We start from the raw sequence: 24,289 nt of genomic DNA on the forward strand, positions 1-24,289 counted from the left end.
TTACCATATCAAGGTCTCCTTTTCGGTAACCTTCAATATGGCGCAACGTTATTTCTCAGAATACCTTTCGGTTACATTTAATTCGGCGCAATTCGTATGGCAAATTACAGAAAAAATCGCCTTGCGCATGCGCTATGATTATGTTCTAACTGATTTTCACGGCGCAATCGTTTCACTTCCGACTGATAGCCGCAGTGACTCAATGCACTCCGGCCTCGTCGCTTTGGATTGGCAACCTTTGAAAATACTTTTCCTAAGTGCTGCTTTCCATCGCGACAGACGTACGTCGAATCTGCGGGGCTTCGACTTTGACAGTACCGCGGGCAGTTTTACAGCAAAACTTAATTTCTGACCCTCACGTGTTCAAAAAGATATAGAAAAGTGCGCACAGTTACTATATTCGTCTGCCGCCCCTCGGGCTTTGGTTGGATAACTCCTCAACCTGATGAGGCACCGCCAGTTATACAAATTCCGCTAGTGCATATGGACTATTGCGCGGAAAGCGCTAACTCGCTACCTTGCAGTAGCCAAAGTGATGTATATGATTAATTGCGCCAGCCCGGAATGCCGGAGGTTGACGCGGTTTAGTTTATTCGCCTCGGTTGCTCAAGTATTCTTGTGAGGCCATCGAATTTGTATTCAGAAACGAATTGACGACGGGTGGCTTCGTGTATATTCTTTTTATTACGCGCCCCTCTTATTTCTGGCAATCGCGGCCTTGATATTGCCTTGAGCAGTGACGGTGTAATGTAATGTTATATATCTAAAATGCATCTGTAATTTTTACCGAAACTCGGCCTATCGTTCTTATTCTCGATGGTATTAGTTGATGGCTGCTCGATTGCAGGACGTGCTATCCAAGTTTTGAACATTGTTGATATTCCTCACTCAAGCCCACATGAAACTCAGCCAAAAAAAAATCATATTGCAAATACTCTCTGCATCGCTGGCGCTGGCGCTGGCGCTGGGTGCGTGCGGCAGCAAAGACACCGAAAAGCCTGCCAGTCAGATTGCGGCTAAAGTCAATTCCGGGGAAATCTCCGTTCACCAGATTAACTACATACTCTCTCGGGCGGGTGCCAATGCTGGCACGCCTGAAACAGCGCCTAAAATCCGCCGTCAAATTCTCGATCGGCTCATTGATCAGGAATTGGCTGTTGAACAAGCCGTTGCGAAAAAACTCGACCGTTCGCCTGATATTCTTATGGCTGTCGAAAACGCTCGTCGTGAAATTCTTGCCCGAGCATATATTGAGCAAGTCACCGCGGAAATGGCGAAGCCGACGGTTGATGAAGCAAAGCAATATTACGTTGACCATCCCCAGCTCTTTGCCGAGCGCCGCATTTACAACATTCAGGAAATTGTGGTTCCGTTAAATGCCGGGGTAGACACGGAATTGCGCGAAATGCTCGATACGGGGAAATCCATGGAAAGCATCGCCGATTGGCTCAAGGGCAAGGGAATAAAATTTGGAGGCGGTAGCGCTACACGATCAGCCGAACAGATTCCGCTTGAGCTGTTGCCTAAAATACACCCACTCAAAGTTGGTGACGGGTTGATCATCAAAGGGCCACAATCCATCACCGTGATGCGACTCGCCGCTTCGCAATCCGTACCCATACCGGAAGCCGCGGCGTTGCCGCGCATCCAACAGTTTCTTGGTAACCAACGTGCGGCGGAAGCTGCCAAGCAGGAACTCAAGGGGCTTAAGGAGAAAGCTAAAATCACCTATATGAGTGGATTTTCTGACACGGATGGCAACATGGCGTCACAATCCGGAGCTCCAGCAGCGAGCGCCGTAAAATCCGACGTTGACATTGGTATCGAGAAAGGCGTTGCGGGTTTGAAATAACATCTCATTTAATTAGCAAATGCTTAAAGGAAATATGACAGTATGACCAAGACCTTGATAAGGCTACTCGCATTTTTATTTACTCTGCTATCTGTGAGTGCGTACGCGCAACAACATATTCTCGACTATCCCCTCGGGCCGGGAGATATCGTACGCATCCAGGTTTTCCAGAACCCTGATCTAACGACCGAAACCCGCGTGTCCGAGAATGGTTCTATTACCTACCCGCTCGTGGGCGCTGTCGAAGTCGGCGGGCTCGCTGTCGCTGCTGCAGAGCGAAAGATTGCTGCCGCGCTCAAAAATGGGGGCTTCGTCAGGCAACCCCAGGTGAACATCGTTATCCTGCAAATGCGTGGCAGTCAAGTAAGCGTACTTGGCCAGGTCAACCGGCCTGGGCGTTTCCCGCTCGAAACGCTCAGCCGGGTAAGCGACATGCTTGCCGCTGCCGGTGGAGCGACGCCAACGGGTGACGACTTCGCCATCGTTACAGGTTTACGAGACGGCAAACCCTTCCGAAAAGTGATAGATATTCCGGCACTCTACCTCGCGGAAAAATCGGATGAAGATATTATTCTAGCGGGGGGAGACACAATTTATATCCATCGTGCCCCCGTATTCTATATTTATGGTGAAGCTCAGCGCCCGGGCGCCTATCGTATCGAGCGCGGCATGACGGTCATGCAAGCCTTGGCCCAGGGTGGCGGCCCAACGGTGCGCGGCAGCGAGTGGTGGTTGCGCCTTCACCGGACAAACGCCGAGGGGGTAGTGGAAAGACTCTCTCCTGAAATGACCGATTCGGTACAGCCGAACGATATTATTTACGTTCGGGAAAGTATCTTCTAATAATGGTCAACGCGTAATGACCCTTCTACAATTCCTGCTCATTCTCCGCGCGCGCTACAAGGTAGCCGCGCTTACGCTACTGATTACGGTGGCTGCCACCTTTTTTATCAGCCTGCTGTTACCCAAGCAGTACACTGCTACCAGCGCCGTAGTGATCGATGTCAGATCGCCTGATCCTGTTGCCGGCATGATCATGCCAGGGCTGGCAACGCCCGCATACATGGCGACACAGGTGGATATCATCACCAGTGACCGTGTGGCACAGCGTGTGGTCAAGCTGCTGCGTATGGACGAAAGCCCCGCTATACGGGAACAATGGATGGATGCCACAGAGGGTGAAGGGGACTTGACGATTTGGTTGGCTGACCTGCTCAAGGAAAAGCTTGAGGTCAGACCTTCACGTGAAAGCAATGTAATCAACATCGAATTCAGCGGCATCGAGCCCAGCTTTGTTGCAACCGTGGCAAATGCCTTTGCGCAGGCTTACATCGATGTTCACCTGGAGCTGAAAGTCACACCCGCCCGCCAATCTGCCACCTGGTTTGAAGACCAAACCAAAATGGTGCGTGAGAAACTGGAAAAAGCGCAGGCGGCACTCTCGGCATTCCAGCAAAAGACCGGCATCATCGCTACCGACGAGCGACTTGATCATGAAACTGCCAAGCTCAACGAATTGTCTGCCCGATTGACGAACGTGCAGGCTGAAACTTCGGATAGCAGCAGCAAGCGTAAATCTGCCGCCAATTCCGAAACGCTGTCTGAAGTTATGCAAAGCCCAGTGATCAATATGCTTAAATCGGACATTGCGCGCCTCGAGGCCAAACACCACGAAAGCAATGTCAATCTCGGCGTAAACCATCCGCAAACGAAACGTACGGAAAGTGAACTCGCCTCGCTCAGGAGGAGGCTAGCTAGCGAAACCCGGCAAATCTCGGACAGTATCGGTACCTCCTACGAGGTAGGTAAGCAAAAGGAAAAAGAACTGCTTGAAGCGATGGAGTCTCAAAAAAAACGTATACTCGAACTCAACAAGGAGCGCGATGAAATCGCCGTACTTAAGCGTGATGTTGAAGCTGCCCAACATACGTTTGACGGTGTGAGCCAGCGTTCTGCTCAAACCCGTCTCGAAAGCCTATCGGCTCAGACCAACATCGCGATTCTGAATCCAGCCACGATACCAACCAAACACTCGCGGCCCAGAATACTCCTCAACGTTCTAATCTCCATTTTCCTCGGTACGTTACTCGGTGTAGGGATTGCCTTGATGCTTGAACTCGGCAGACGTCGCGTACGCTCATCAGAAGATCTTATCCAGGCCATCGATCTACCAGTACTTGCGGTGATTTCCAGCAGACCAGTGCAAAAAATTCCCAAGCAGCTCGGCCCGGTAGCCAGTTAATACCTAAAACGGAACCAGATCATGAAACCCGTAAGCGCTAGCCTCCCGATCATCAAGCGGAACCAGACCACGAAACCCGGCGAGTCTTCAATTTACGGTAAAGCGCAGGTCAACGGCAATGGCAGTTCAATAGGGGCCATCCTGGTCGATACCGGACGTCTCTCCGCCGAGAACGCGGACCGCATTCTCCGGTTGCAGATAGAGCAGGGCAAACGCTTTGGCGACACCGCCATTGAGCTGGGCCTGCTCACGGAGGATGACATTCGTTTTGCACTCTCCCGTCAATTCAATAACCTTTACCTTCCCGCAGGGGATAACAGCCTCAGCTATCAACTGGTAGCTGCCTATAAACCGTTCAGCCCGATTGTCGAGAAGCTGCGCGCTTTGCGTAGTCAGCTAATGCTACGGTGGTTCGATAGTGACGCGAGGTTGAACTCCCTCGCTATCATGAGTCCCGGTATAGGGGAAGGACGCAGCTTCATTGCTGCAAATTTGGCTGTTGTCTTCTCGCAACTAGGAAAACGCACTTTACTCATCGACGCAAATCTGCGTGCACCGCGTCAGCATGAGCTATTCAAGTTAGGCAACAACGCTGGTTTATCCAGTATGCTGGCAGGTCGTATCGGGATCGAGGCGATTGCGCGTGTACCCTCGTTGCTGGGGCTTTCCGTGTTGCCAGCAGGTGCCGTACCGCCCAATCCGCAAGAACTGCTCGGCCGAACTGGTTTTCCCGAATTATTGCAATCGGTGGTCCGCGATTTTGACGTTGTCATTATTGACACGCCTGCCGCGCACGAATACGCCGAAGCTCAGATTATTGCAGCGCGCGCATCAGCTGCCCTCATAGTCGCCCGTAAAGATCGAACATCAGTCCCACAAACCATCGAGCTGGTCCGTAGCCTCCAGCAAACGGGCACAACGCCCTTGGGGTCGGTGCTGAACGAATTCTGACTGAAGGAAAACGAAGGATAAAGCCTCGCTTGCAATCGGCAACAAAAGCGACCAGTCCAATCTTGACAGTAGTCTGCAAGTGCTTCAAGCATTTTTACCAGGAGGCAATCATGTTCTCCGCAGCTTTCATCAACTTTTTCTCTTTTCCGAGCAGCACGGAAAATTGGACGATGAGAATTTTCCGCTATCATCGAATTCTAGCCACGCTTTCTGCTCCACAATGCCAGGGTTATCGTGCCGATGAGGCTGCCTGCCATGTCCGCAATAAAGTCGGGCCAACCCGCTTGCCGACCAGGAAGATACAACTGATGCCACTCATCCAGCAATCCGATCAGCAGCGAGCCGATAAACGCAACAGCCAGACCGCGCCAGTCATGAAATCCACTAGCGAAGCCAAGTGCCCAGGCGAGCAAAGCAAACACGGCGCCATGAAGCAATTTGTCCCATGGCTCCGGCACCAGATTCACGGCAATCGGTTGCGTTCCTCCAATGAACAAGCTACCCATAATCCCGAGCGCCAGCAGCGTGGCTGCAATACGAAGGTGACGGGATAGCGCGTGTTGTAAAAACAAAATGAGTACCAATTTGGCAACTATGTTCAACGGATCATCTGGACAACCCGAAGGCTGGCGCGGTCGGCTGCTCATCTGGCTACCGATTATTGCCGGATTAATCGTACTGTATTTACCTAGTCTGGTCGACCTCTTTCGCGGCATCTGGAGTACCGATCAGCAGGCGCATGGTCCGATTGTACTCGGTATTGCTTGCTGGCTTATTTATCGCAAATGGCCTGAAATGTGGCGCCTGAGCGAAAATCGGTCAGCGGCGCCTTCAGCCGGCTGGCCCATTTTTATCTTTGCGTTGATGCTCTATGTGATTGGCCGTTCGCAAGGCATTCTGCTCATGGAGATCGGTTCAGTCATCTGGATGCTGGCCGCCATACTCCTGCTCATGCGCGGTAGCGCAGCACTCAAGGCGCAATGGTTTCCGCTTTTCTTCATGCTTTTCATGATCCCCTTACCCGCCACGGTGGTGGATGCTCTAACGATGCCGATGAAGATGGCGGTTTCTTATGTAGCTGAAAGCATACTTTTCTGGGCAAACTATCCCATCGCCCGCACCGGCGTCATACTCCAAATCGGGCAATACAAGCTGCTGGTAGCTGACGCATGCGCAGGATTGCATACTCTTTTTACGCTCGAAGCGCTGGGTTTGCTCTACCTTAACATTATCCGGCACGACTCTCTGTTTCGCAACGTTACCTTAGCCATTTTGATCGTGCCCATCTCCTTTACGGCTAACGTTATCCGTGTAATCGTGTTAACGCTTATTACCTATCATTTTGGTGATGAGGCCGGACAGGGTTTTTTACATGGGTTCGCAGGCATGGTGCTCTTCCTTAGTGCCTTGCTATTGATTATTGGGGTGGATTCGCTGTTGCAACTCGGCGTCAAGCTGCAGCGTGGCAGTAATAGGACGTTGAGCGGAGCGTAAGAATGAATCTCCTATTCAGAAATTTCATTCTTTTAGTACTCATGCTCGCGGCCTCAGGTCTCGCACTGGCTCTGCGTCCTACCCAAAAAATTGCGGACCTGGGGCCCGGTATCAATCTAAATACAATGATTCCGCATGCATTCGGAAATTGGAGTGAAGAGCAGCAGAACTCAGTGCAAATGGTAGATCCACAGCAGCAGGAAATGATTGAGAAAATTTATACCCAGACACTCAGCCGTGTTTATAAGGATAACCATGACTACCGCATCATGCTCGCGATCGCCTATGGAGATGATCAGAGGGATTCCATGCAGATGCATTACCCTGAGGTTTGCTATCCTGCACAGGGATTCTCGCTCCAGAGTAAACAAACGGGTACCTTGGCTACCGAGAACGGTTTAATTCCGGTCACGCGTATCCTGACCAATCTCGGCCAGCGGAACGAACCGGTTACTTACTGGACAACGGTTGGTAATCGCGTGTTTCAAGGTGGTCTTCAAAAAAAACTTGCGGAAATGAGCTACGGCCTGAATGGAAAAATTCCAGATGGAATGCTGATACGTGTTTCTTCCATCGATGCTGAAGCACCTCGAGCATATGAGATGCAAGCCCAGTTTATCGATCAGATGCTTGGCGCGTTAACATCTGAACATCGCCAAAAGCTGAATGGCATGCCGGGCTCAGGTCATCAATGAAAGAAATTGTGATTATGGGCGGCATAGCAGCGCACCGCGGCTATTTAATCACCGAAGCCCTGTTCGCGGCGAACCCATCACTCGCGAGATCATTTGCATATCGCACATATCAGGCTTGGCCTGCGGGTTGCCTATACCCCGGCATTCCGTGCGCTAAGAGGTTTGGATACACATCTGCAATGAAGCCCGACATGGCATGGTTGATGTTTCAGCTTATCGCGTCAGGGGCTAAGTAAATGCCTGTGATTTCGCCCGCATTGCCTCATACGAAAGGCGTTTCAATCATGAGCGGGAATTAATCGTGCTGCAACTCACGGTTTTGCCACTCGCTGCATTTGTTCTCGCACTGCTTTTGATCATGGCAATCGTTATCGTGGCGGGGGCCGGATTCCGCTGGCCGGGCCGGATGTTCAGTTATCTAATGCTGTTGATCGCGAGCACGAGCGTAGCGACCACTATCTTATCCGGCCGGGTCCTGACTTTTGTGGATGAAAATCTGGTTGTCTCGTCCGAGGCCGATGTCGGAAGTGCCGTGTCGACAAAGCTGCTTCTTATGGTTGTGATTGGATGCTCCGCGGCGCTCTGTGTGGGGTGGATTCTCAATTTCAGAAATTATAAAACAAGCTTTGACCGTTTTAGTAATAGGGGACTGAAAGCGCCAACCGACATCACCATTGCGTTCATGGTGTTCTACGTTGCATTCAGCGTTTTACCGATTTTATTCGGGCAGCATTATTATTTCCACGTAAACTTGATTTACCCATTCTTCATATATCTTGCGTTGTTTCTCTGGGCTAGGTTGTCAAGTGCCGATCCGGTTATCGTAGCAAAAAGATGTCTTGGCTTGATAGTATTCTCCAGCTTGATCGCAGCGATAGTCGCTCCAGGACTTGTCATGCAGTCCGGCTATGTTGGGCTGATTCCCGGTTTCGATTTAAGGTTTTGGGGGGTGACATCCCATGCGAACACGCTGGGCGCGGTTGCATGTATGTTTCTCGTGCTGGAGTTGGCCGAGCCGTCAGCTAGGGCATGGCTTAGAACGTGCATACTTGCCGCGGCGGGACTGACGTTGATTTTAACGCAGTCAAAATCATCTATGCTAGCCGCATTCGTAGGTTTTTCCATCATTTTTTGCTGGCGATTATTGAGCCGAACCGATGAAGTCATTGCCGACAGTAAACGCGGCAGCTCAATTCCGATTGGCTTATTCGGTGGCTTCATCATCTTAGTTTCAGTGGTTGGTGCACTCGCAATATTTTTGGATATGGACATTCTGGCCGCACTCGAGGGTCAATTGGATGCACGTGCAGTAGGTCATCTGTCTACGGCAACCGGGCGAACGTTGATATGGGACGCCGCGATTGAGGGAGGATTGGAAAACCCTTTATTTGGGCAGGGGGCAGATTTTTGGGGGCTCAAGAATCGGCTGCGGCTTGGGCTGACAGGTGCTGCCAGCGCGCACAACCTCTTCCTGCAGACATTCAGCCGATCAGGATTCGTCGGGCTTATCGCGTTATTCGTGTTTTTTTATTTCCTTGTCCAGTACTCAATACGTGCAGCCAAACACACCCGGGGCGGAAGTATGGCCATATTGGCCGTCCTCCTGATGCGGTCTGCATTCGAGGCAAATTTTCAACTCAACTCGGTTCTCGCAGGAGAGTTTTTTGTAATGATGGCTCATTTTACCTATGTGATAGACAGGGGTGCCAGACCGCGCAGGTCTTTCGAACCGGCAAGTCTTCGTTATGGTTCTGTACGTGGCCGAGCATGACTGAAAGCAGGCTCAGCTTGGCAAAGCATTGTGGCTCGTGCGCACACGGCCGGCTGCGGATAAGTTCTGGTGCAAAAGCGAAGTGCGCTGGATCGCTAGTTCAAGCGGCCGCAATCATACGTGCCAAGATTTAGGCCTCGTCGTTGTGAAAGTTCAACCCGAAGGTGACAAAGCTCGAAAAAAATCCCCAATTGATCGGCAAGTCGGAAGGGAATGCCAAATTCATATATTGTCGCATATAGGTGACGGGCCCTACACATTTATAAGATCAAACGCACGAGGCACTAAAACGTAACGCACGAGAGAGACGTTTTATCTAGTCTCGCACCTAGCCAGACACACCGTAGGAGGACTTGCAAATGTTCCGATTACTTAGCAGCCTCATCGTCGTACCATTGCTAATAACATTACTTATAGCGGCGCGGAACGTGTTGGCGGAGGATAGCTGGAAAACTGTGACCGATCAGGATCTTACTGTTTCTTCCGGGAGTGCGCTTGATTTCTCCGCAATGGTCGCAACTGGGCCAGCAGGAAAGTACGGCTCGGCCATTGTATTATCAGATGGACATATTGGCTTCGAGCGCCGCAGCACTCCAGAACGCTTTCTTTGTGCTTCGTTAGCCCTAAGCCCGCTGAGCGGAGGGATGCCGGACAAAGCAGGCAGCGAACGACTTGTACGGGAGTTGGCGCGCACTGGCTATAACTTGGTTCGATTGGCTTCGGTTGACGCACTCCTGATGACCGGCCGTTTCAAGGACTTCGACTTTGATCCTGAGCAATTCGACCGCCTGCATTACTTGCTCGCCCAACTCAAGGAAGCAGGTATCTATTGGATCGTCGATGGCCTGACGTCCGACAATGCTGCTTGGGGCGATGTGCGTCCCCATCGTTGGGTAAAAAAATACCGCACCAAAATGGATGTGCTCACCGATCCCAAGGCCTTCGCCCATTGGGCGACCCTGATCGAGCGGTTATGGGGCGCGAAAAATCCCTATACTGGAATCGCTCCCATGCATGATCCGGCAATGCTGGGCATGATCCTGGTCAATGAAGGAAGTTTTTTCTATCTAGTGGAGGCATATCGCCCACACCCGGCAAAAGCCGGCGATGGGCCTTTGTATCCACCGCAATTAGCTCCACAGTTCCGTGATTGGCTGAAGGCGCGCTACAGCAACTACTCGGCGTTACGATCAGCGTGGGGCGCTGAACTAAAAGATCGCGAATCCCTCGACGGAATAGTCGACCTGCCTGCCACAGTCCGTGGAAAAGGTCCCCGCGATATCGATTTTGCCCGCTTCATCGTCGATGTGGAACAGCGAGCCTATCGCGCGATGGAGAAACGAGTGCGCGATTTGGGCTTCAAAGGTCTAACTACTGCTTTCGACAATTGGAGCTATCTTGGCGCCGACATTACTCGTTCCAGCCTTCAATGGGTGGACCTGCACAGCTACCACGTTTTACCGAACAATCATGGCGAGCCGGGCTCGCGATTGGTGCAGTCGAGCTTACATAAAAATACGGGCCAATATATTCGCGCTCTAAGTAACGCGCGACAGTGGGGCAAGCCATTCACCGTCACCGAATATGGACAACCATTTTGGAATCGATGGCGCCACGAATCGGCCGCCTTGATGCCTGCTGTTGCGGCGCATCAAAGTTGGGATGCGATTTGCCAATTCGCCGAATCACCAATTCAGTTCGATTACGGACCGTCGCAATTTGTGCGGCGGCAAGCGATCTACCCATTTAGCGTCGGAGGCGATCCGATCGCCCACGCTGCTGAGCGTCTCGCCGCCATGCTGTACCTGCGCGGCGATGTCGCGAGTTCACAAAATCGCATCCACCTGCACCTGGATGCTGAGAAGGTGTTGACCAGAAGCGGTGGTTGGGAACAAGTACCGGAACCACTTTCAAAGCTGTCCCTTATCTCTCCTATGGGGCTGGACTTCGCCCCGATAACGGGGCGGCCAAAACCTGGAGAACTCTGGGTCACCCTAACAGGGTCGCAACCCTGGTGGCTAGTGAAATCGACGAATGGCCCGACCGCTGGGCGGGATTTGCGTTCGGATGCCGTAGCGGCCTTGCAAGGTGCGGGATTAATAGGGTCGGATAATCGCTCTCGACCGGAGAATCAGCTATTCCAATCCGACACTGGACAACTTGTCATCGACTCTGGGGCAGGCCTTATCCAGGTTGTAACCGATCGCACGGTGGCACTGGTGCTTAAGGGCGGGGATGCCTCAGCTGGCACATTGACCGTACGCACTGCGAGCGGGCCGGCACTGTTTGCGGTTTCATCGCTGGACAAAAAGCCGATTGCTCAGAGCCGCCACCTGCTGCTGTGGGTATTGACGGATGCCATCAATACGGGCATGACCTTCGCGGATGCGGAACGCACTACAATTAAAACCCGGGGTAAATTCCCGCCGCAGGTTCAGACAATCTCGGCTACGTTACGTGTCGCATCCGAGAATAGCGCTGGGCTCAAGGCGTGGCCGCTCACGCTGGGGGGCACTCGGCGTCAGGCGATTCCTCTTACGAGGACAGGAGACGCCATCGAACTGGACGTGGATACAGCAGCGCTACCGGATGGTCCAGCGCTCTTTTTCGAAATTGCAGGGGAATGATTAAGGCGAGTATATTTCGGTGTAAATCGCTGTGCTCTGATGCGGACACTAAATAACCCTTTTGGGGGATTTACTGCTTGCAAAAACGACGATGATCTCTGTCCACCAAATTTAATAAGGATCAGGCTGATTACAGTTAAACCGGTTTGATCACCCTCAGAAAATCCGGAGTGACGTTAGCGACCGATTGAGCGGTATCATAATAAAGCAAACGAACAACGAAGCCGTCCCGGTATCCATGTCCTGGGTCAGATCATAGCTTGTGCCTCATGCAGAGTTAAGAATCTAAGGGGAGATCCGATCGATCTCCCCTGCTTCAGATATGAATCTTAACCACCCCAAGCTATAAATTTTATAGTACCTGTAAATCCTACAACTAATCAAATATCTCATTTTAAGATTTTATAGCTCCGCCGCATCGGCGCAAGAGGGGCGGGCGCGCATGCCTACTCGTGCGAATCTCCGCTCGCCGCTTTTTGGCAAAATTGGCGAAATGTATTTCACGAACGATAACTGCTATTTACGCCAAACGGACTGTTAAGCCATTGTTTTACCTTTATCCATTTTTATCGCCCCGCCGGTGCCGCGCAATATGAATTTCCAAAGTTCTGCCATGCGGGGTATTCTTGCTGGGCTGTATCATGGGCATGCTGCCTTAACTGCCGAGAGTCATTTATGAGTGCTTCGCCCTATTCCCGTCGTGCGCTGAAGCGTAGCGCGGCGCATTTTCTCATCGGCAAAGCCATCTCTGCTCTATTCACTTTGATTATTTTGTTTTGGCTGGTGCGTTTGCTGACTGTGGAAGAATACGGCGCCTACGTCACCCTGATTGCCGGAATGGAGTTTGCGTTGGTAGTAGCATCGCTTGGTCTGCCATGGATTGCGGCGCGCTATTTGCCGGAATTTCGTCTGCATGCTAGCGGTGAGATGCTCGCACATTTTGTCTGGAAGATTGCCGCGTGGATCGGATTAGTGCTAGTCGCTGCTTCGCTGCTGCTTTATGTGGTGATGCCTTGGCTTCTGATCCCTCTGAAACTTGCGCAACAGGTGGATATAGCGCGTCTTTATCTGCTCGTGCTGTTAGTGGACGGTTTAGGCCGACACATCCGTGAAAGCATTTTGGAACCGCTTTTGCAACAGGGCCAAGCGCAAATAAGTCTTGTAATGCGTAATGCTGCCTTACTGTTGTTTTTAATTATCACAGCGGTACAGGGAGCGGTTCATCTAGACCAAGTAGTACTGGCCGAGATAACGGCATCCGCCTTAGGCACAATGCTCGCCTTATACAGCTTGATAAAGCATTTGCGCAGGCACGGCGGTTTATTGAAACGAGATGGGTGGCAGCCGCCAAGTTGGCCTGTTATGTGGCTTATGGCCCGCCACATGTATTTCAGCCACCTCGTTACGCTAACTTATAGCCCACAAATCTTCGTCTTTTTGATTCAGCGTTATCTCGGTCTGGAAGTTACGGCGCTGTTTGGCTTTTTGCTCAGGCTCTACGGGCAAGTTTGCCGCTATCTGCCGGCGACTATGTTGTTCAGCCTGGTCAGGCCCAAGCTGGTGGCCTCCTATGTAGGAGAAGGTGGTATGGTGGAATTGACACGCAATGCCAATCTTGTCGGAAAGCTGAGCCTGTTTGTTCTGATGCCCATCCTGGTATTCGCCTGGCTTGCAGGAGGCGAACTGTTAACCTTACTCAGCGGCGGCAAGTTTACGCAATCAGGTCATTATCTGGCAGGCTTGCTGATGGCGCTCATTCTCTACAGTCAGCGTCAGATACTGGAGACTGTGGCAGTAACCAGCGGTAAGAGTCACCTATGTCTGCGGGGGGCGGCTTTTGGAGTGCTGGTGTTGCCCTTGACTTATACGCTGCTGAAATCCGGTCTGGGCTTGTGGGGCCCTATCATCGCGATTGTTGTGAGCGAACTAATTTTCAACGGCACGGTTATTATCGCCTTGGTGCGCACCACTGCTTACAGACCCGATGTTATCGGAATTTATAAATTGGCGGCGGCAGCTTTAACGGGATTCTTGCTGGCACAACAAATTGCAATATCGCCACAAGGCTGGTTAGCATTAGCCATCATGGCTGCACTTGCCTGCTGTTTTTTTATGTTCGCATCTTATCTCCTCAAACCTTTTCGGATGGAAGAACGGGCAAGCCTGAACCACTTGCTCGGCCGTAAGATTTTTGTTTGGTAATTGATGAATTACCGGGCGCCAAGTTGACGCTGAGATTGCGTCACTTTTCTACAGATGTAGATGCGCAGCGAGCTTTCCCGAAAAATCGTCTTCCGATGGTAAGGTAAAATTGAAATTCCATTGGAGGGGAAGAGATGATAAAGATACCGAAGCAGGAACGCAAAGGGGTTCGCTCGGATTGATGTGCGGCGGTCGGAATTGGGCGGGATGAGATATTCGAGATACTGGATGTCAGGCGAAAGTAACTACCCGACCGTGGAAGCGTATCGGCAAGCCGGGCGCAGATGGCCGATGAGCCAGATGCTGGCTTAATCCAGTCCATCCATGACGAACTCAAGGGTGCATGCGTGGAATCCGAGGATGCTCAAGCAATCACAGGAACGAGGCATGGATGAGCCGCGAAGGTGAGCTCTGGGGATAATGCTTCGGCTGATAGTGGGTTGAATAATCTTAAGAACGAGAGGGTGCATTGCTATGAAACACGATGACCGCGGCAATCCTCGAGTATATGAGGGTATTCTACAATCAGGGCACTGGCGACACTCGACGCTTGGCTGTAAGTCGTTAATCCCGTTCCTTGGTGACAAGCTCGCTGCTCAGCAGAAGAAACAATGGATAGCGTAAACACACCTGTTGTTGGAAGACGAAAAACCGAGGCTGGTCAGAGGTTACTGCATTGCGGTACTCGTTATCCGGCATGGTGGGGTGGCCGATGGGAGCGTATCTCCTCTGGAAGATATTGGCTTAATAATTTATGCTATCTTGGGCGTAATGCTCTGGTAGATTATGTTACTACTGCTGTGTTGGTACAAATGAAAACCGGACCCACTCAATTAGCTCAGTGCTACATGATTATCCACGGATTATTGTGTGCATTAATGATGTGCTTAACACGCTGTCCGCTGTGGGAATTCGTGTGCAGCCGATCGATGGCTAGTAATATGAGTACAACATAGTGCCGGACATTTTAGAAGCTACTGCTTATCGGTAGACCACGGGGAAGTAAATATGAACGCTGGTAATATTTATAAGGATGGGACGTACTTGGAGAGCCATCCGACTTGGCATCAAGAGGATTCGGCATGGAAAGCAAAGCAGATATTAAAAATACTCAGGAAAAATAACATTGCTCCTTTGACATTAGGTGAAATAGGCTGTGGAGCCGGTGAAATATTGAATTGTCTATCACATGAATACAGTAACGAAGTAGTTTTCTCTGGATATGAAATTTCCCCTCAAGCTTTTGAGATATGCAAGAATAAGGAAAAGGAAAATCTTCACTTTTTTCTCGAAAATCTACTTGACTATGAAAATCCCGCGTTCGATGTATTAATGGCCATCGACGTATTTGAACACGTGGAGGATTATTTTGGATTTCTAAGGGAACTTAAAAAGAAAGCTGTATATAAAGTGTTTCATATTCCTCTGGATTTATCCGTTCAATCAGTTTTTCGCCTTTCCCCAATATTACGCTCAAGGTCATCAGTGGGTCACATCCACTATTTTATCAAGGAAACAGCCTTGGCAACCTTACGGGATACGGGATATGAAGTAGTGGATTACTGCTATACACACGGTTCGTTAGAGCTTTCCAATCGTGGATGGAAAGCCGATCTCCTGAAAATTCCTAGAAAGCTTTTCTTTCAACTTCATTCTGATCTGGCTGCAAGAGTGCTAGGTGGATTTTCGTTATTGGTTCTTGCTAGATAGAAAAGACACGGAGTTCTACAGCCCGACTTTGTGTAACTCAAGCGGAAAGCTAAATTCTAACGAAACGTAAGAGCTCCAGCATGTCATGTAAAGAGAAGCTTGCTGATGTTTTTTTTATCAGCCGGGTTAACTGCGTATAGTTTTAAGACAAATAGATGTTTTCAGAAAAAAGACTTTCCCTTGCCTTGCTCAGAAAGCGAGGCAAGGATACGCATTAACGGTAACTCGATAAATGTTTTGAGTTCAAGAGGAAGCTCATGAAACGCGTTTACAAATTCATTATGAGTATCTTCAGGCCGGCAAGAGCTAAGGATATAGCTGATCGGTTTGGTGTACTCTCAGATCCAGCGGCGCGAGTTCTTGACATCGGCGGCGGGGCATTCCCATGGTCCTACATAAAGCCATCAGCTAAAATCATTGTGATGAATCTGGATCTACCAGAGTCGATAATGAATTACCCAGGAATCGAATTTGTGGCAGGTGATGCCTTGCGCATGCCATTCAATCCAATGGCTTTTGATTTGGTATTTTCAAATTCCGTCATAGAGCACGTCGGAAATCATGCACAACAGCATCAGTTTGCTAGAGGGATGTTAAGCGCGGGCAAACAACTTTACTGCCAGACTCCAAACAAGTGGTTTCCGATAGAACCGCACATCCTGACCTTGTTTGTCCATTGGTTCCCATTCTCGGTAAAACGCAGGCTGGTACGTTATTTCAGCATATGGGGATTGGTAGAAAAGCCGAGCCAGAAGAGGATAGATGAGGTGCTGAAAGGGATCAATTTGCTGTCCGGAAATGAGTTTGCCGCACTTTTTCCTGGGTGTGTAATGCGGAAAGAGAAGGTTTTAGGGCTCACTAAATCATTTATAGTCGAGCGTATCTAAGTATTTATGCGCGTACCAAGGAGCCTAAACTGATGCTGACCCGATCAGGTTTTCGATCCCACGGCATGCGATGACGTATTCCCATGTTTAGCCTAACCTCGGTAAATCGCTAGCGCTATTTCAGGGCACATCAATCTTTCCTGCGCTGGAACGACGGTTTTCTCGGCTTATGCCGGGCGTTGAGTTTAGTGAGGTCAAATACAACCCCGGGATATAACTCTGAAAATCTGCAGCTGGAGTACGGCGAAAAAGCGAACACCTCGATTTTTTGACGTTTAGGTACCTGCCTGTTCATTTGCGTTTAGTTCCTTCTTTCTGGAAGCAGAACTGGGCACGAATGTGCAACCGAACTCGAATAATGGCACCGCCAAAAGATGTGCGCGGTCTAATTCGCCTGATGAGCCTTGCCAGCCACAAGCGTGACTGAAACAAGTGGGAATGCATTGCAGTCTTCCCATTCCGAGGCAAATACCGTTAGACTGATGATTTTGCATCTGGGTTTTCTTCGATTCTACTTTTGCAGATTTACAGATTGAAATGAAACTTGAATATAATGAATATATGTAAGATGAGTTTGCCCGCTTTCAAAGTTTCTCTGCAATCAAAATAAATATGCACGCTTTCGGGGCCACACGGGAAAGGTGGCTTGTTGAGTAGATTAGATTAAGGCGTCTGCCAGTTCTGATAGCGTTCTGATAATATCCACCAACATGCTAGCTGCCGTGCGGGATTATTTCACCTGTAAGCTTCGGTCTGGGAAAACACGCATTGCGCCGTGAAGGCTCCAAAATAAACCTCTAAGCCAATGGTCGAATATGTGATCAAGCTTGATATCCGCAGACACTGTTTTGTCCCGATCCATGGTCTGTTGGGAGGAGATTGGTTTCTAGCGCTCGGGGAGGTGGGGCGAACCGCAATGTTTAATATTGTGCTTGGCAATCGGTAAGGATTTAATTTATTTCATTGTAGTCGAAATATCCAGTGTTGCGGCTCCGGTTGATTTACCTCTATGACGTGACCGACCTGACGATTTTCAGACCTGCAAGCCCGGAGCATGAGTATCGCGATGAAACACAAGGGTGGTGTTAGTATTCTTATTAAGGCGTTCAATGAAGAAGCGCAGATTGCCAGTTGTTTGGCGGCCGCCGTGCGCGAGGCGCAATCTGTCGGTGGGGAAGTGATTCTCGTTGATTCGCTTTCGACTGATAGAACGGTCGAAATTGCGCGGTCTTATCCCGTCCGTATCGTGCAATTTTCTTTCTTGGAAGATCGAGGTTGTGGCGCAGCAGTTCAGCTTGGCTATCAATTCTCAAAGGGCGAGTATATCTATGTTCTTGACGGCGACATGGAATTGCAGACTGGTTTTATCGCCAAGGCTCTGGCCGTGCTAAACACCGAACCGGATGTCGCGGGGATTGGCGGTAAGCTCCTCGATACACACATCCGGAACGCTATGGACTTGAAGCGGGCAGAGACGGTTGGGAGCGTGAACAGCCGAGCAGAAGTCGATGCATTGGGTGGCGGCGCTCTCTACCGGCGTGATGCAATTGAATCTGTAGGTTATCTTGCTCATCGCTGGCTTCCGGCCTTTGAGGAGGCTGAGTTAGGATTTCGCTTGCGTGCCGCGGGTTGGCGCCTGCTTCGCTTGCCCGACGTGGCGGTGTTGCACACTGGTCATGCGGAATCAAGTTGGGGCATGCTGCGCCGGCTTTGGATGAATCGTCGTGCTCACGCCAGCGGTATGTTTCTGCGTGCTGCTCTCGGTAAAGCATGGTGGTGGCGGGTTGTGCGATACCAATGGTCCGTAGTTCTCACATCCGGAATACATCTCATGGTCTTGGGAATGGCGATTTTACTTGGCACTAACCTGCTTGATACGGTTGGAAAATGGCTGGCGCTGGAACTGGGGGTATGGACATTTCTGTGGCTTGTGCTCTGTATTAAAAAACGCAACCTGTCATTAGCATGTTTCTCTCTTATCAATTGGAACGTTGTGACCATGGCGGCGCTGCTTGGCGCGAGCCGGGCTCTGGCTGATCCAAGCGTACCAATCTCAGCGCGTGAGATCACTTAACTGCCGAGCCTGATGTTTATATTTCATTCAGTAGACCCGAGCCGGCTATATGCATTTGATATTCAAGAGCAGGTCTTAAAAACATGAAGGGTTCAAGCGCTCATCGGGGGTTGGTGATGATTGGGACTCACCCTGAGGCGAAAGGGGGAATCGCGACTGTTGTTGCAAAATATCGCCAGTTTGGATTATTTGAAAAATGGCGGGTAACGTATATTTGCACTCATGCGGAGGTCTCTACCTATAGAAAATTTATGATAGCTCTTTCCGCATATTGGCAAATGATCCAACTGCTCGTTATGGGCCGTGTCGGCTTGGTCCACATTCATGCCGCATCCAGAGTAAGCGTCTGGAGGAAATCCACTTTTGCCTTCACTGCCTTCCTCTTCCGTGTCCCTTACGTGTTGCATATGCACGGGGCTGAGTTCGAAGAGTTTGTCCGTGGAGAATGTGGCCCTTTAAGGCGTGGAATCGTCCGTGCTCTTTTGAGAAACGCGGCTACTGTAATAGCTTTGTCGGAGAGTTGGGCGCTTAAGTTGCGCGAAATGGCTCCGGGAGCGCACGTGGAAGTCGTTTACAACTCCGTATCATTGCCCCCCAAGCCAAAAACCTTCGTGCACAACGACGTCAAGAATGGGATTCTTTTTCTCGGGCAGATCGGTATGCGCAAGGGAGCTTTCGACCTGATCCGAGCCTTCGCTGTTGTAAGTGGGGGTGTGAAATTGGCGCTCGGGGGTGATGGCGATGTCAAAAAGGCAAGCGAGCTCGCGCGACGGTTGGGTATTTCGGAGAGAATACAAATGCTGGGATGGGTAACGGGTGAAAATAAAGAGGCGGTATTATCGAGGGCGTCTATATTCGTATTGCCCTCATATAACGAGGGCTTACCCATGTCAGTGCTGGAAGCGATGGCATGGGGGTTGCCAGTGATTACCACCCCGGTAGGCGGTATTCCCGAGGTGGTGCGGCAGGGTGAAGAGGGAGTTATCGTACAGCCCGGTGATATCGACGGACTGACAGCGGCACTGCGCCAGTTACTCGATGATGAACCACTCCGACAGCGCTTGGGCGCTAACGGGAGAAGACGCATCCAACATCTATTCTCTGATGAGGTGGTGTTCCCGCAGCTCGAGGCGATATGGGCGCGCTTCGGTTTGCTCCCTTATGTGAGCAAAACCAAGATTGAGGCCCAGGAAAGTACAAAACGCCAGGTCGATGCTTGATAGAATGGGATCAACTTCAAAGGTATAGCATTTGTCGCTGATGGCGCCGCTGAACGGCCGGTAATCTGTTTTTAATCCCTTTAGATCGCCTGTACCACTGACATGTTGATCGGGCGAGGAGAGTTACCGATGTTAGGTCACGGAGGTTTTTTTCTTATTGATTTAATGCGTAGAACCAGCACGTTAGGTTTACTTCGCCAACTAGAAATCATCCAGTTTGAGTCACCCGCCGCCATCCAGCAACGGCAGAAGCAATCGCAAATGAACTATTTCGATGCGCTTCGGAGTTCCATTCCGCTCTATGCCGGCTACCATTCTTTTGAACAATTACCGGTGATCGATAAGAGCTTCGCGAATCAACACCGCGAGGGTCTCATGAATTCAAATTACAACGGTAAACGTGTGCGCAAGAAGACTGGGGGTTCCACGGGAGAGCCGTTTGTTTATTTTACTGGGGCGCTATCTCAATCTTATCTTTGGGCCGGGATACTTTTAAGCTGGCGCGTGACTGGTTATCGGTTGGGCGAGCCGGTAGCTTTCCTCGCTGGGTCATCTCTATTTAGCAGTGGCTTCAAAGAGATGGTTTATTACAAGCTAATGAACATAAGTCTATTCTCTGCCTTTGATCTGTCGCAGGCGCGGATGCGAGGCTATGCGGACGCGATGGCCTCGGGTGGTTTCCGGCTACTCTATGGTTATGCATCGGCAATTTACCAACTCGCCCAGTACATTCTCGCATCTCCCAAACGCCCGCGCTTTAACTTGCGCGGCGTAGTATGTACGGCGGAAATGCTGACACCCACGATGCGCGAGATAATCGAAACAGCTTTTGGCGCACCTTGCTTGAACCAATATGGATGTAACGATGGGGGAGTTTCAGCTTATGAATGTGAGCGCAAGCAGGGCCTTCATCTTATTACCACCCGCAGCTATCCGGAAGTACTTGAATCCGGGAAGCTTATTTCCACTGATCTTTCCAATCAGACTTTTTTCCTGCCACGCTATGATACCGGTGATCTAGTGGTGATGGATGATAATCCTTGTCCCTGTGGTCGGGGTTTTCCGCTGATCCGCGAGGTGATCGGACGGAATGATGATCTGGTTTCCGATCAGGAAGGAAATACGGTGCATTTTATGTTTTTTGCTTATATGTTTCGAGAGGACAGTCGAATCTCAGCCTTCCAGGTATTATATGATGAGCGAAGGCTTGTGATTAATCTGCACTGTTACAAGACCGAAAATGAATGGTCGAGCTATTTGAAGCGAACGCGGGAAGCCCTCAAGTTCGAGCATATCGATTTTCTGGAAAATCATTCCTTCGTATTGCCGGCAAGTGGTAAGCACAGGTTTGTGATGCGTGTGGATGATGTAGACGTGGCGCTAGCCCATTGCGGAGCGTAAGCATTTTAAAAAGCCCCTAGTGAACAATCCTCCAGATGGCGCGCCAACGTGATGTCGCGTTGATATACGCTGTGTTCATCTCCCGTCGACTTGATAACGCGCTTTGCTGGTATGGATTATTACGTTGCTCACAGTAAGCCGCGAGTTCAGGTGGGGCCTCATCATATCGATGAGTTCTAAAGCAAGGTTTCTAAGCGAAGAGAGCCGGGAAATCGAACAAGATTAACTTCAATGAGCAGGCCCGAGACAGCAATGTGCCTTGTACGCTTGTATCACCAGGGCGTTTTGTAGGAAATTTTGATTCTCTTATTTCTCTTATATGGAAGTGGTCATGATTCGATCAATAATTATTTTTATCAGCTTCATCTTTGCGCTTTCCAGTAATTATACTTATGCCGAGATCGTTTTCGACGGAAGATTCAGTGAGGGCGATTTCTCGAGGTATGGGGTACTGGAGGCGAACGGTAATGTCGTTAGCGGTGCATCGACGGCGAACGGTATTCAAGCCCGTCTCGAAAGAGTTTACGATCCTGCAGGATCTGCAAATTCCGTGATGCGCGCGACTTATATCTCTGGCGATATTGCGACTAATTCAGGTTACCGCTCCGAAGCAAGTGCTTTCAAAGACCCTATCGGCTCGGAACGTTGGTATTCCTGGGGTTATTATCTTCCTGATACCTGGAAATACGTCAAGGTCGATAGTGCCATTGCGCAAATTCACGATACGCCCGATAAGAATGAGAGCGGTTTTCGAAACCCGACTCTCGGGCTTATCATTCAAGATAATAAAGTGAAGCTGATCAATGCATTCGACCACGACGCTATCACATCGCCATCCGGCATCAAGTCCACAGTGGGGGTCGATTTTGAACGACGGGAGCTGACTTCATGGGAACTCGAAACGGAAAAGTGGACTTATCTGGATCTCCATGTGAAGTGGGCAGCGGACGATACCGGTTCTCTTGAATTCTGGAAGGATGGGGTACTGCTTTTTCAAGAGCATAATCACATCAATACTTTTAATGACAAAGCGGGGGTCTGGTTCAAGAACGGTATATACAGCTGGACACCAGGTACAGAATCAATTTCGGCCTATTCGACGGGAGTTCTCATCGGAGATGGGAAAGAAACGTTTCAGTCCATGTCCATGTCGGTTGTTCCCGAGCCGAGCAGCTATATGATGATGATGGCAGGACTCCTAAGTATCGGGTTCTTTGCCTCCAGGCGGCGCTTTTCACCCAAGTTTGCCGGGACTAATACGTGAAAAATCTTCATCTGGTTGCAGGTGCGCGCCCGAATTTTATGAAAATTGCGCCTATCGTGCGTGCGCTGCGAGCCCATGGCGGGCTGGCGTACAAGATTATCCATACCGGTCAGCATTATGATCGCGAGATGAATGAAGTTTTTTTTGAGGAATTGGGCATTCCTCAACCAGATATCTTCATGGCGGGGGGCGGAGGTAGTCATGCGCAGCAGACGGGCAAGATTATGCTGGCTTTTGAGGAGCTCTGCAACACAGAGCGGCCTGATGCGGTGCTGGTGGTCGGCGATGTAAATTCGACGTTGGCCTGCTCTATTGTAGCCAAGAAGCTGAGCATTCCCGTTGCGCACGTAGAAGCCGGATTGCGTAGTGGCGATATGACCATGCCGGAAGAGATCAATCGCGTGGTTACCGACAGTATCGCGGACTGGTTTTTTGTGACTGAGCCAAGCGGCATTGCGCACTTGAAGCGCGAGGGGAGGGCGGACGCGTCAGTTCATTACGTCGGGCACGTGATGGTTGATAATTTATTGTACCAGGCGGAAAAGCTGGCTTGCTCCGATACTTCGAGTTTTGAAACAAGTGATTTCAAGACGGCGTGTGCGGGCAATGATACACCGTATGGAGTAGTCACTCTACATCGGCCGAGCAATGTTGATAACGCCGAGACATTGGCTCGCATCGTTGGAGCGTTGCGCGAGATAGCAACCGAGCTACCGCTGGCTTTTCCTGTACATCCCCGTACCAGGGGGGCTCTTGAAAAATTTGACATCGACCTTGGGCCGAATATCACTTTGGTGGGACCGCAACCCTACATGAGCTTTCTTCATTTATGGAAAGATGCCGCTGTGGTGTTGACTGACAGCGGCGGCCTCCAGGAAGAAACCACTGCGCTTGGCGTACCATGCATTACTATCCGCGAAAACACCGAGCGTCCGGTAACGGTGGATGAAGGTTCCAATGTGGTGGTGGGTACGGATCCCGTACGGATTGTCGGCGAGGTACGGAAGGTGCTTCGCGGCGAAGGCAAGCAGGGCCGTCGGCCACATCTGTGGGATGGTAGAGCTGCTCAGCGGATTGTCGAAGTGCTCGCGAGGGAGTTGTCATGAGATCTCGCATTGAGATGATGGGCTGTCAAATCGATAATCTATCAATGGAAGAGACGTTGCAGACCATCGAAACATTCATTCAGACCGGGCGACCTCACCAGCATGTTGTTATCAATGTCGATAAGCTCGTCAAGGCCAGCCGCGACGATAAATTGCGACGTATTATCAATGATTGCCAATTGATTAATGTGGATGGGATGCCGGTCGTGTGGGCATCCCGCCTGCTGGGCAAGCCACTGAAAGAACGCGTAGCCGGGGTAGATCTGTTCGAGTCGCTGATGCGGCGTTCAGCCGAGAAAGGTTGGCGCGTATACTTGCTTGGTGCTCGGCAAGAGGTGGTTTCCGCTGTGAAGCAAGTTTACACGGGCAAGTATCCCGGCTTGACCATTGCTGGCTACCGCAATGGCTATTGGAAGCCAGAGGAAGAGGCAGAGGTTGTGGAGCGCATTAAAGCCACGCAGGCGGACATATTATTCGTTGCGATCAGTTCGCCAAAAAAAGAACATTTTCTTGGGCGTTACCAGGCAGAGATGAAAATTCCTTTTGCCATGGGCGTGGGCGGCAGTTTTGATGTTGTGGTGGGCAAGGTCAAGCGCGCCCCAGTTTGGATGCAGAAGTCTGGACTTGAGTGGTTTTACCGGTTCTTGCAGGAGCCTCGCCGCATGTTCAAACGCTATTTCATAGATGATATGTTTTTTCTCTGGCTGCTGCTAAAAGAACTGGTTCGTCGTTAGCATACTTCAGCCTCAGGGTTGAGGCCTTAAAAAAATTGTTTCGAACTATTGTAATTTTT

General features: G+C 50.4%; 18 protein-coding genes and 1 pseudogene. 18 read left to right on the forward strand and 1 reads right to left on the reverse strand.

Going from position 1 to position 24,289, the window contains the following annotated elements; genetic code table 11:
• From BLS94_RS11400 to epsG, 5 genes and pseudogenes are all read left to right on the forward strand, one after another.
• Positions 1 to 352 (forward strand): annotated as a pseudogene (locus BLS94_RS11400) (putative exosortase B-associated extracellular polysaccharide biosynthesis transporter EpsL); the annotation flags it as partial.
• 546 nt (positions 353 to 898) lie between these two features.
• Positions 899 to 1,852, forward strand: coding sequence for an EpsD family peptidyl-prolyl cis-trans isomerase (locus tag BLS94_RS11405; RefSeq protein ID WP_090961113.1), 954 nt, complete (start codon positions 899 to 901; stop codon positions 1,850 to 1,852).
• Positions 1,853 to 1,894: 42 nt separating this feature from the next.
• A complete protein-coding gene (gene epsE / locus BLS94_RS11410; protein WP_072768305.1) occupies positions 1,895 to 2,695 on the forward strand; it encodes a polysaccharide export protein EpsE in 801 nt (266 codons plus the stop codon).
• A 16-nt stretch (positions 2,696 to 2,711) separates the two neighbouring features.
• Positions 2,712 to 4,094: a chain length determinant protein EpsF gene (gene epsF, locus BLS94_RS11415; protein WP_090961116.1), complete on the forward strand. Its 1,383-nt coding sequence runs from the start codon at positions 2,712 to 2,714 to the stop codon at positions 4,092 to 4,094.
• Positions 4,095 to 4,115: 21 nt separating this feature from the next.
• Positions 4,116 to 5,045, forward strand: coding sequence for a chain length determinant protein tyrosine kinase EpsG (gene epsG / locus BLS94_RS11420; protein ID WP_090961119.1), 930 nt, complete (start codon positions 4,116 to 4,118; stop codon positions 5,043 to 5,045).
• A gap of 197 nt (positions 5,046 to 5,242) precedes the next feature.
• Here the strand turns inward: epsG and BLS94_RS11425 are convergent, their stop codons facing one another.
• Positions 5,243 to 5,617, reverse strand: a complete 375-nt coding sequence (locus BLS94_RS11425) for a VanZ family protein (RefSeq protein WP_176767866.1) — start codon at positions 5,615 to 5,617, stop codon at positions 5,243 to 5,245.
• A 22-nt stretch (positions 5,618 to 5,639) separates the two neighbouring features.
• On the opposite strand from BLS94_RS11425, the gene xrtB reads away from it, so the two are divergent.
• The 13 genes from xrtB (at position 5,640) to BLS94_RS11495 (ending at position 24,230) form a co-directional block, all read left to right on the forward strand.
• The gene (xrtB, locus tag BLS94_RS11430; RefSeq protein WP_072768303.1) at positions 5,640 to 6,539 is read left to right on the forward strand and encodes an exosortase B; all 900 of its coding nucleotides are present in this window, start codon (positions 5,640 to 5,642) and stop codon (positions 6,537 to 6,539) included.
• 2 nt (positions 6,540 to 6,541) lie between these two features.
• Entirely contained in the window at positions 6,542 to 7,234 is a 693-nt protein-coding gene (gene epsI, locus BLS94_RS11435) for an exosortase-associated protein EpsI, B-type (RefSeq protein WP_072768302.1), read from the forward strand.
• Between the two features lie 301 nt (positions 7,235 to 7,535).
• Complete coding sequence (locus BLS94_RS11445; protein WP_090961125.1) at positions 7,536 to 9,005, forward strand: O-antigen ligase family protein; 1,470 nt, start codon at positions 7,536 to 7,538, stop codon at positions 9,003 to 9,005.
• Between the two features lie 359 nt (positions 9,006 to 9,364).
• Positions 9,365 to 11,632: a beta-galactosidase gene (locus tag BLS94_RS11450; protein WP_090961128.1), complete on the forward strand. Its 2,268-nt coding sequence runs from the start codon at positions 9,365 to 9,367 to the stop codon at positions 11,630 to 11,632.
• Between the two features lie 675 nt (positions 11,633 to 12,307).
• Positions 12,308 to 13,834, forward strand: coding sequence for a lipopolysaccharide biosynthesis protein (locus BLS94_RS11455; protein WP_090961131.1), 1,527 nt, complete (start codon positions 12,308 to 12,310; stop codon positions 13,832 to 13,834).
• A gap of 1,008 nt (positions 13,835 to 14,842) precedes the next feature.
• Positions 14,843 to 15,544: a class I SAM-dependent methyltransferase gene (locus BLS94_RS11460; RefSeq protein WP_072768297.1), complete on the forward strand. Its 702-nt coding sequence runs from the start codon at positions 14,843 to 14,845 to the stop codon at positions 15,542 to 15,544.
• 257 nt (positions 15,545 to 15,801) lie between these two features.
• Positions 15,802 to 16,431: a class I SAM-dependent methyltransferase gene (locus BLS94_RS11465; RefSeq protein WP_072768296.1), complete on the forward strand. Its 630-nt coding sequence runs from the start codon at positions 15,802 to 15,804 to the stop codon at positions 16,429 to 16,431.
• A 1,066-nt stretch (positions 16,432 to 17,497) separates the two neighbouring features.
• Positions 17,498 to 18,505, forward strand: a complete 1,008-nt coding sequence (locus BLS94_RS11470) for a glycosyltransferase family 2 protein (RefSeq protein WP_072768295.1) — start codon at positions 17,498 to 17,500, stop codon at positions 18,503 to 18,505.
• Positions 18,506 to 18,621: 116 nt separating this feature from the next.
• A complete protein-coding gene (locus tag BLS94_RS11475; RefSeq protein WP_256325406.1) occupies positions 18,622 to 19,725 on the forward strand; it encodes a glycosyltransferase family 4 protein in 1,104 nt (367 codons plus the stop codon).
• 261 nt (positions 19,726 to 19,986) lie between these two features.
• Entirely contained in the window at positions 19,987 to 21,126 is a 1,140-nt protein-coding gene (locus BLS94_RS11480; RefSeq protein ID WP_143021687.1) for a phenylacetate--CoA ligase family protein, read from the forward strand.
• 331 nt (positions 21,127 to 21,457) lie between these two features.
• The gene (locus tag BLS94_RS11485) at positions 21,458 to 22,390 is read left to right on the forward strand and encodes a heparin lyase I family protein (RefSeq protein ID WP_256325404.1); all 933 of its coding nucleotides are present in this window, start codon (positions 21,458 to 21,460) and stop codon (positions 22,388 to 22,390) included.
• Entirely contained in the window at positions 22,387 to 23,496 is a 1,110-nt protein-coding gene (wecB, locus tag BLS94_RS11490) for a non-hydrolyzing UDP-N-acetylglucosamine 2-epimerase (RefSeq protein WP_090961140.1), read from the forward strand. The genes BLS94_RS11485 and wecB overlap by 4 nt, the downstream gene beginning before the upstream one ends.
• Entirely contained in the window at positions 23,493 to 24,230 is a 738-nt protein-coding gene (locus tag BLS94_RS11495; protein WP_072768291.1) for a WecB/TagA/CpsF family glycosyltransferase, read from the forward strand. The genes wecB and BLS94_RS11495 overlap by 4 nt, the downstream gene beginning before the upstream one ends.
• The last annotated feature ends 59 nt before the right edge of the window (positions 24,231 to 24,289 follow it).

The sequence above is a fragment of the Nitrosospira sp. Nsp18 genome (assembly GCF_900103145.1).
Lineage (GTDB): Bacteria > Pseudomonadota > Gammaproteobacteria > Burkholderiales > Nitrosomonadaceae > Nitrosospira.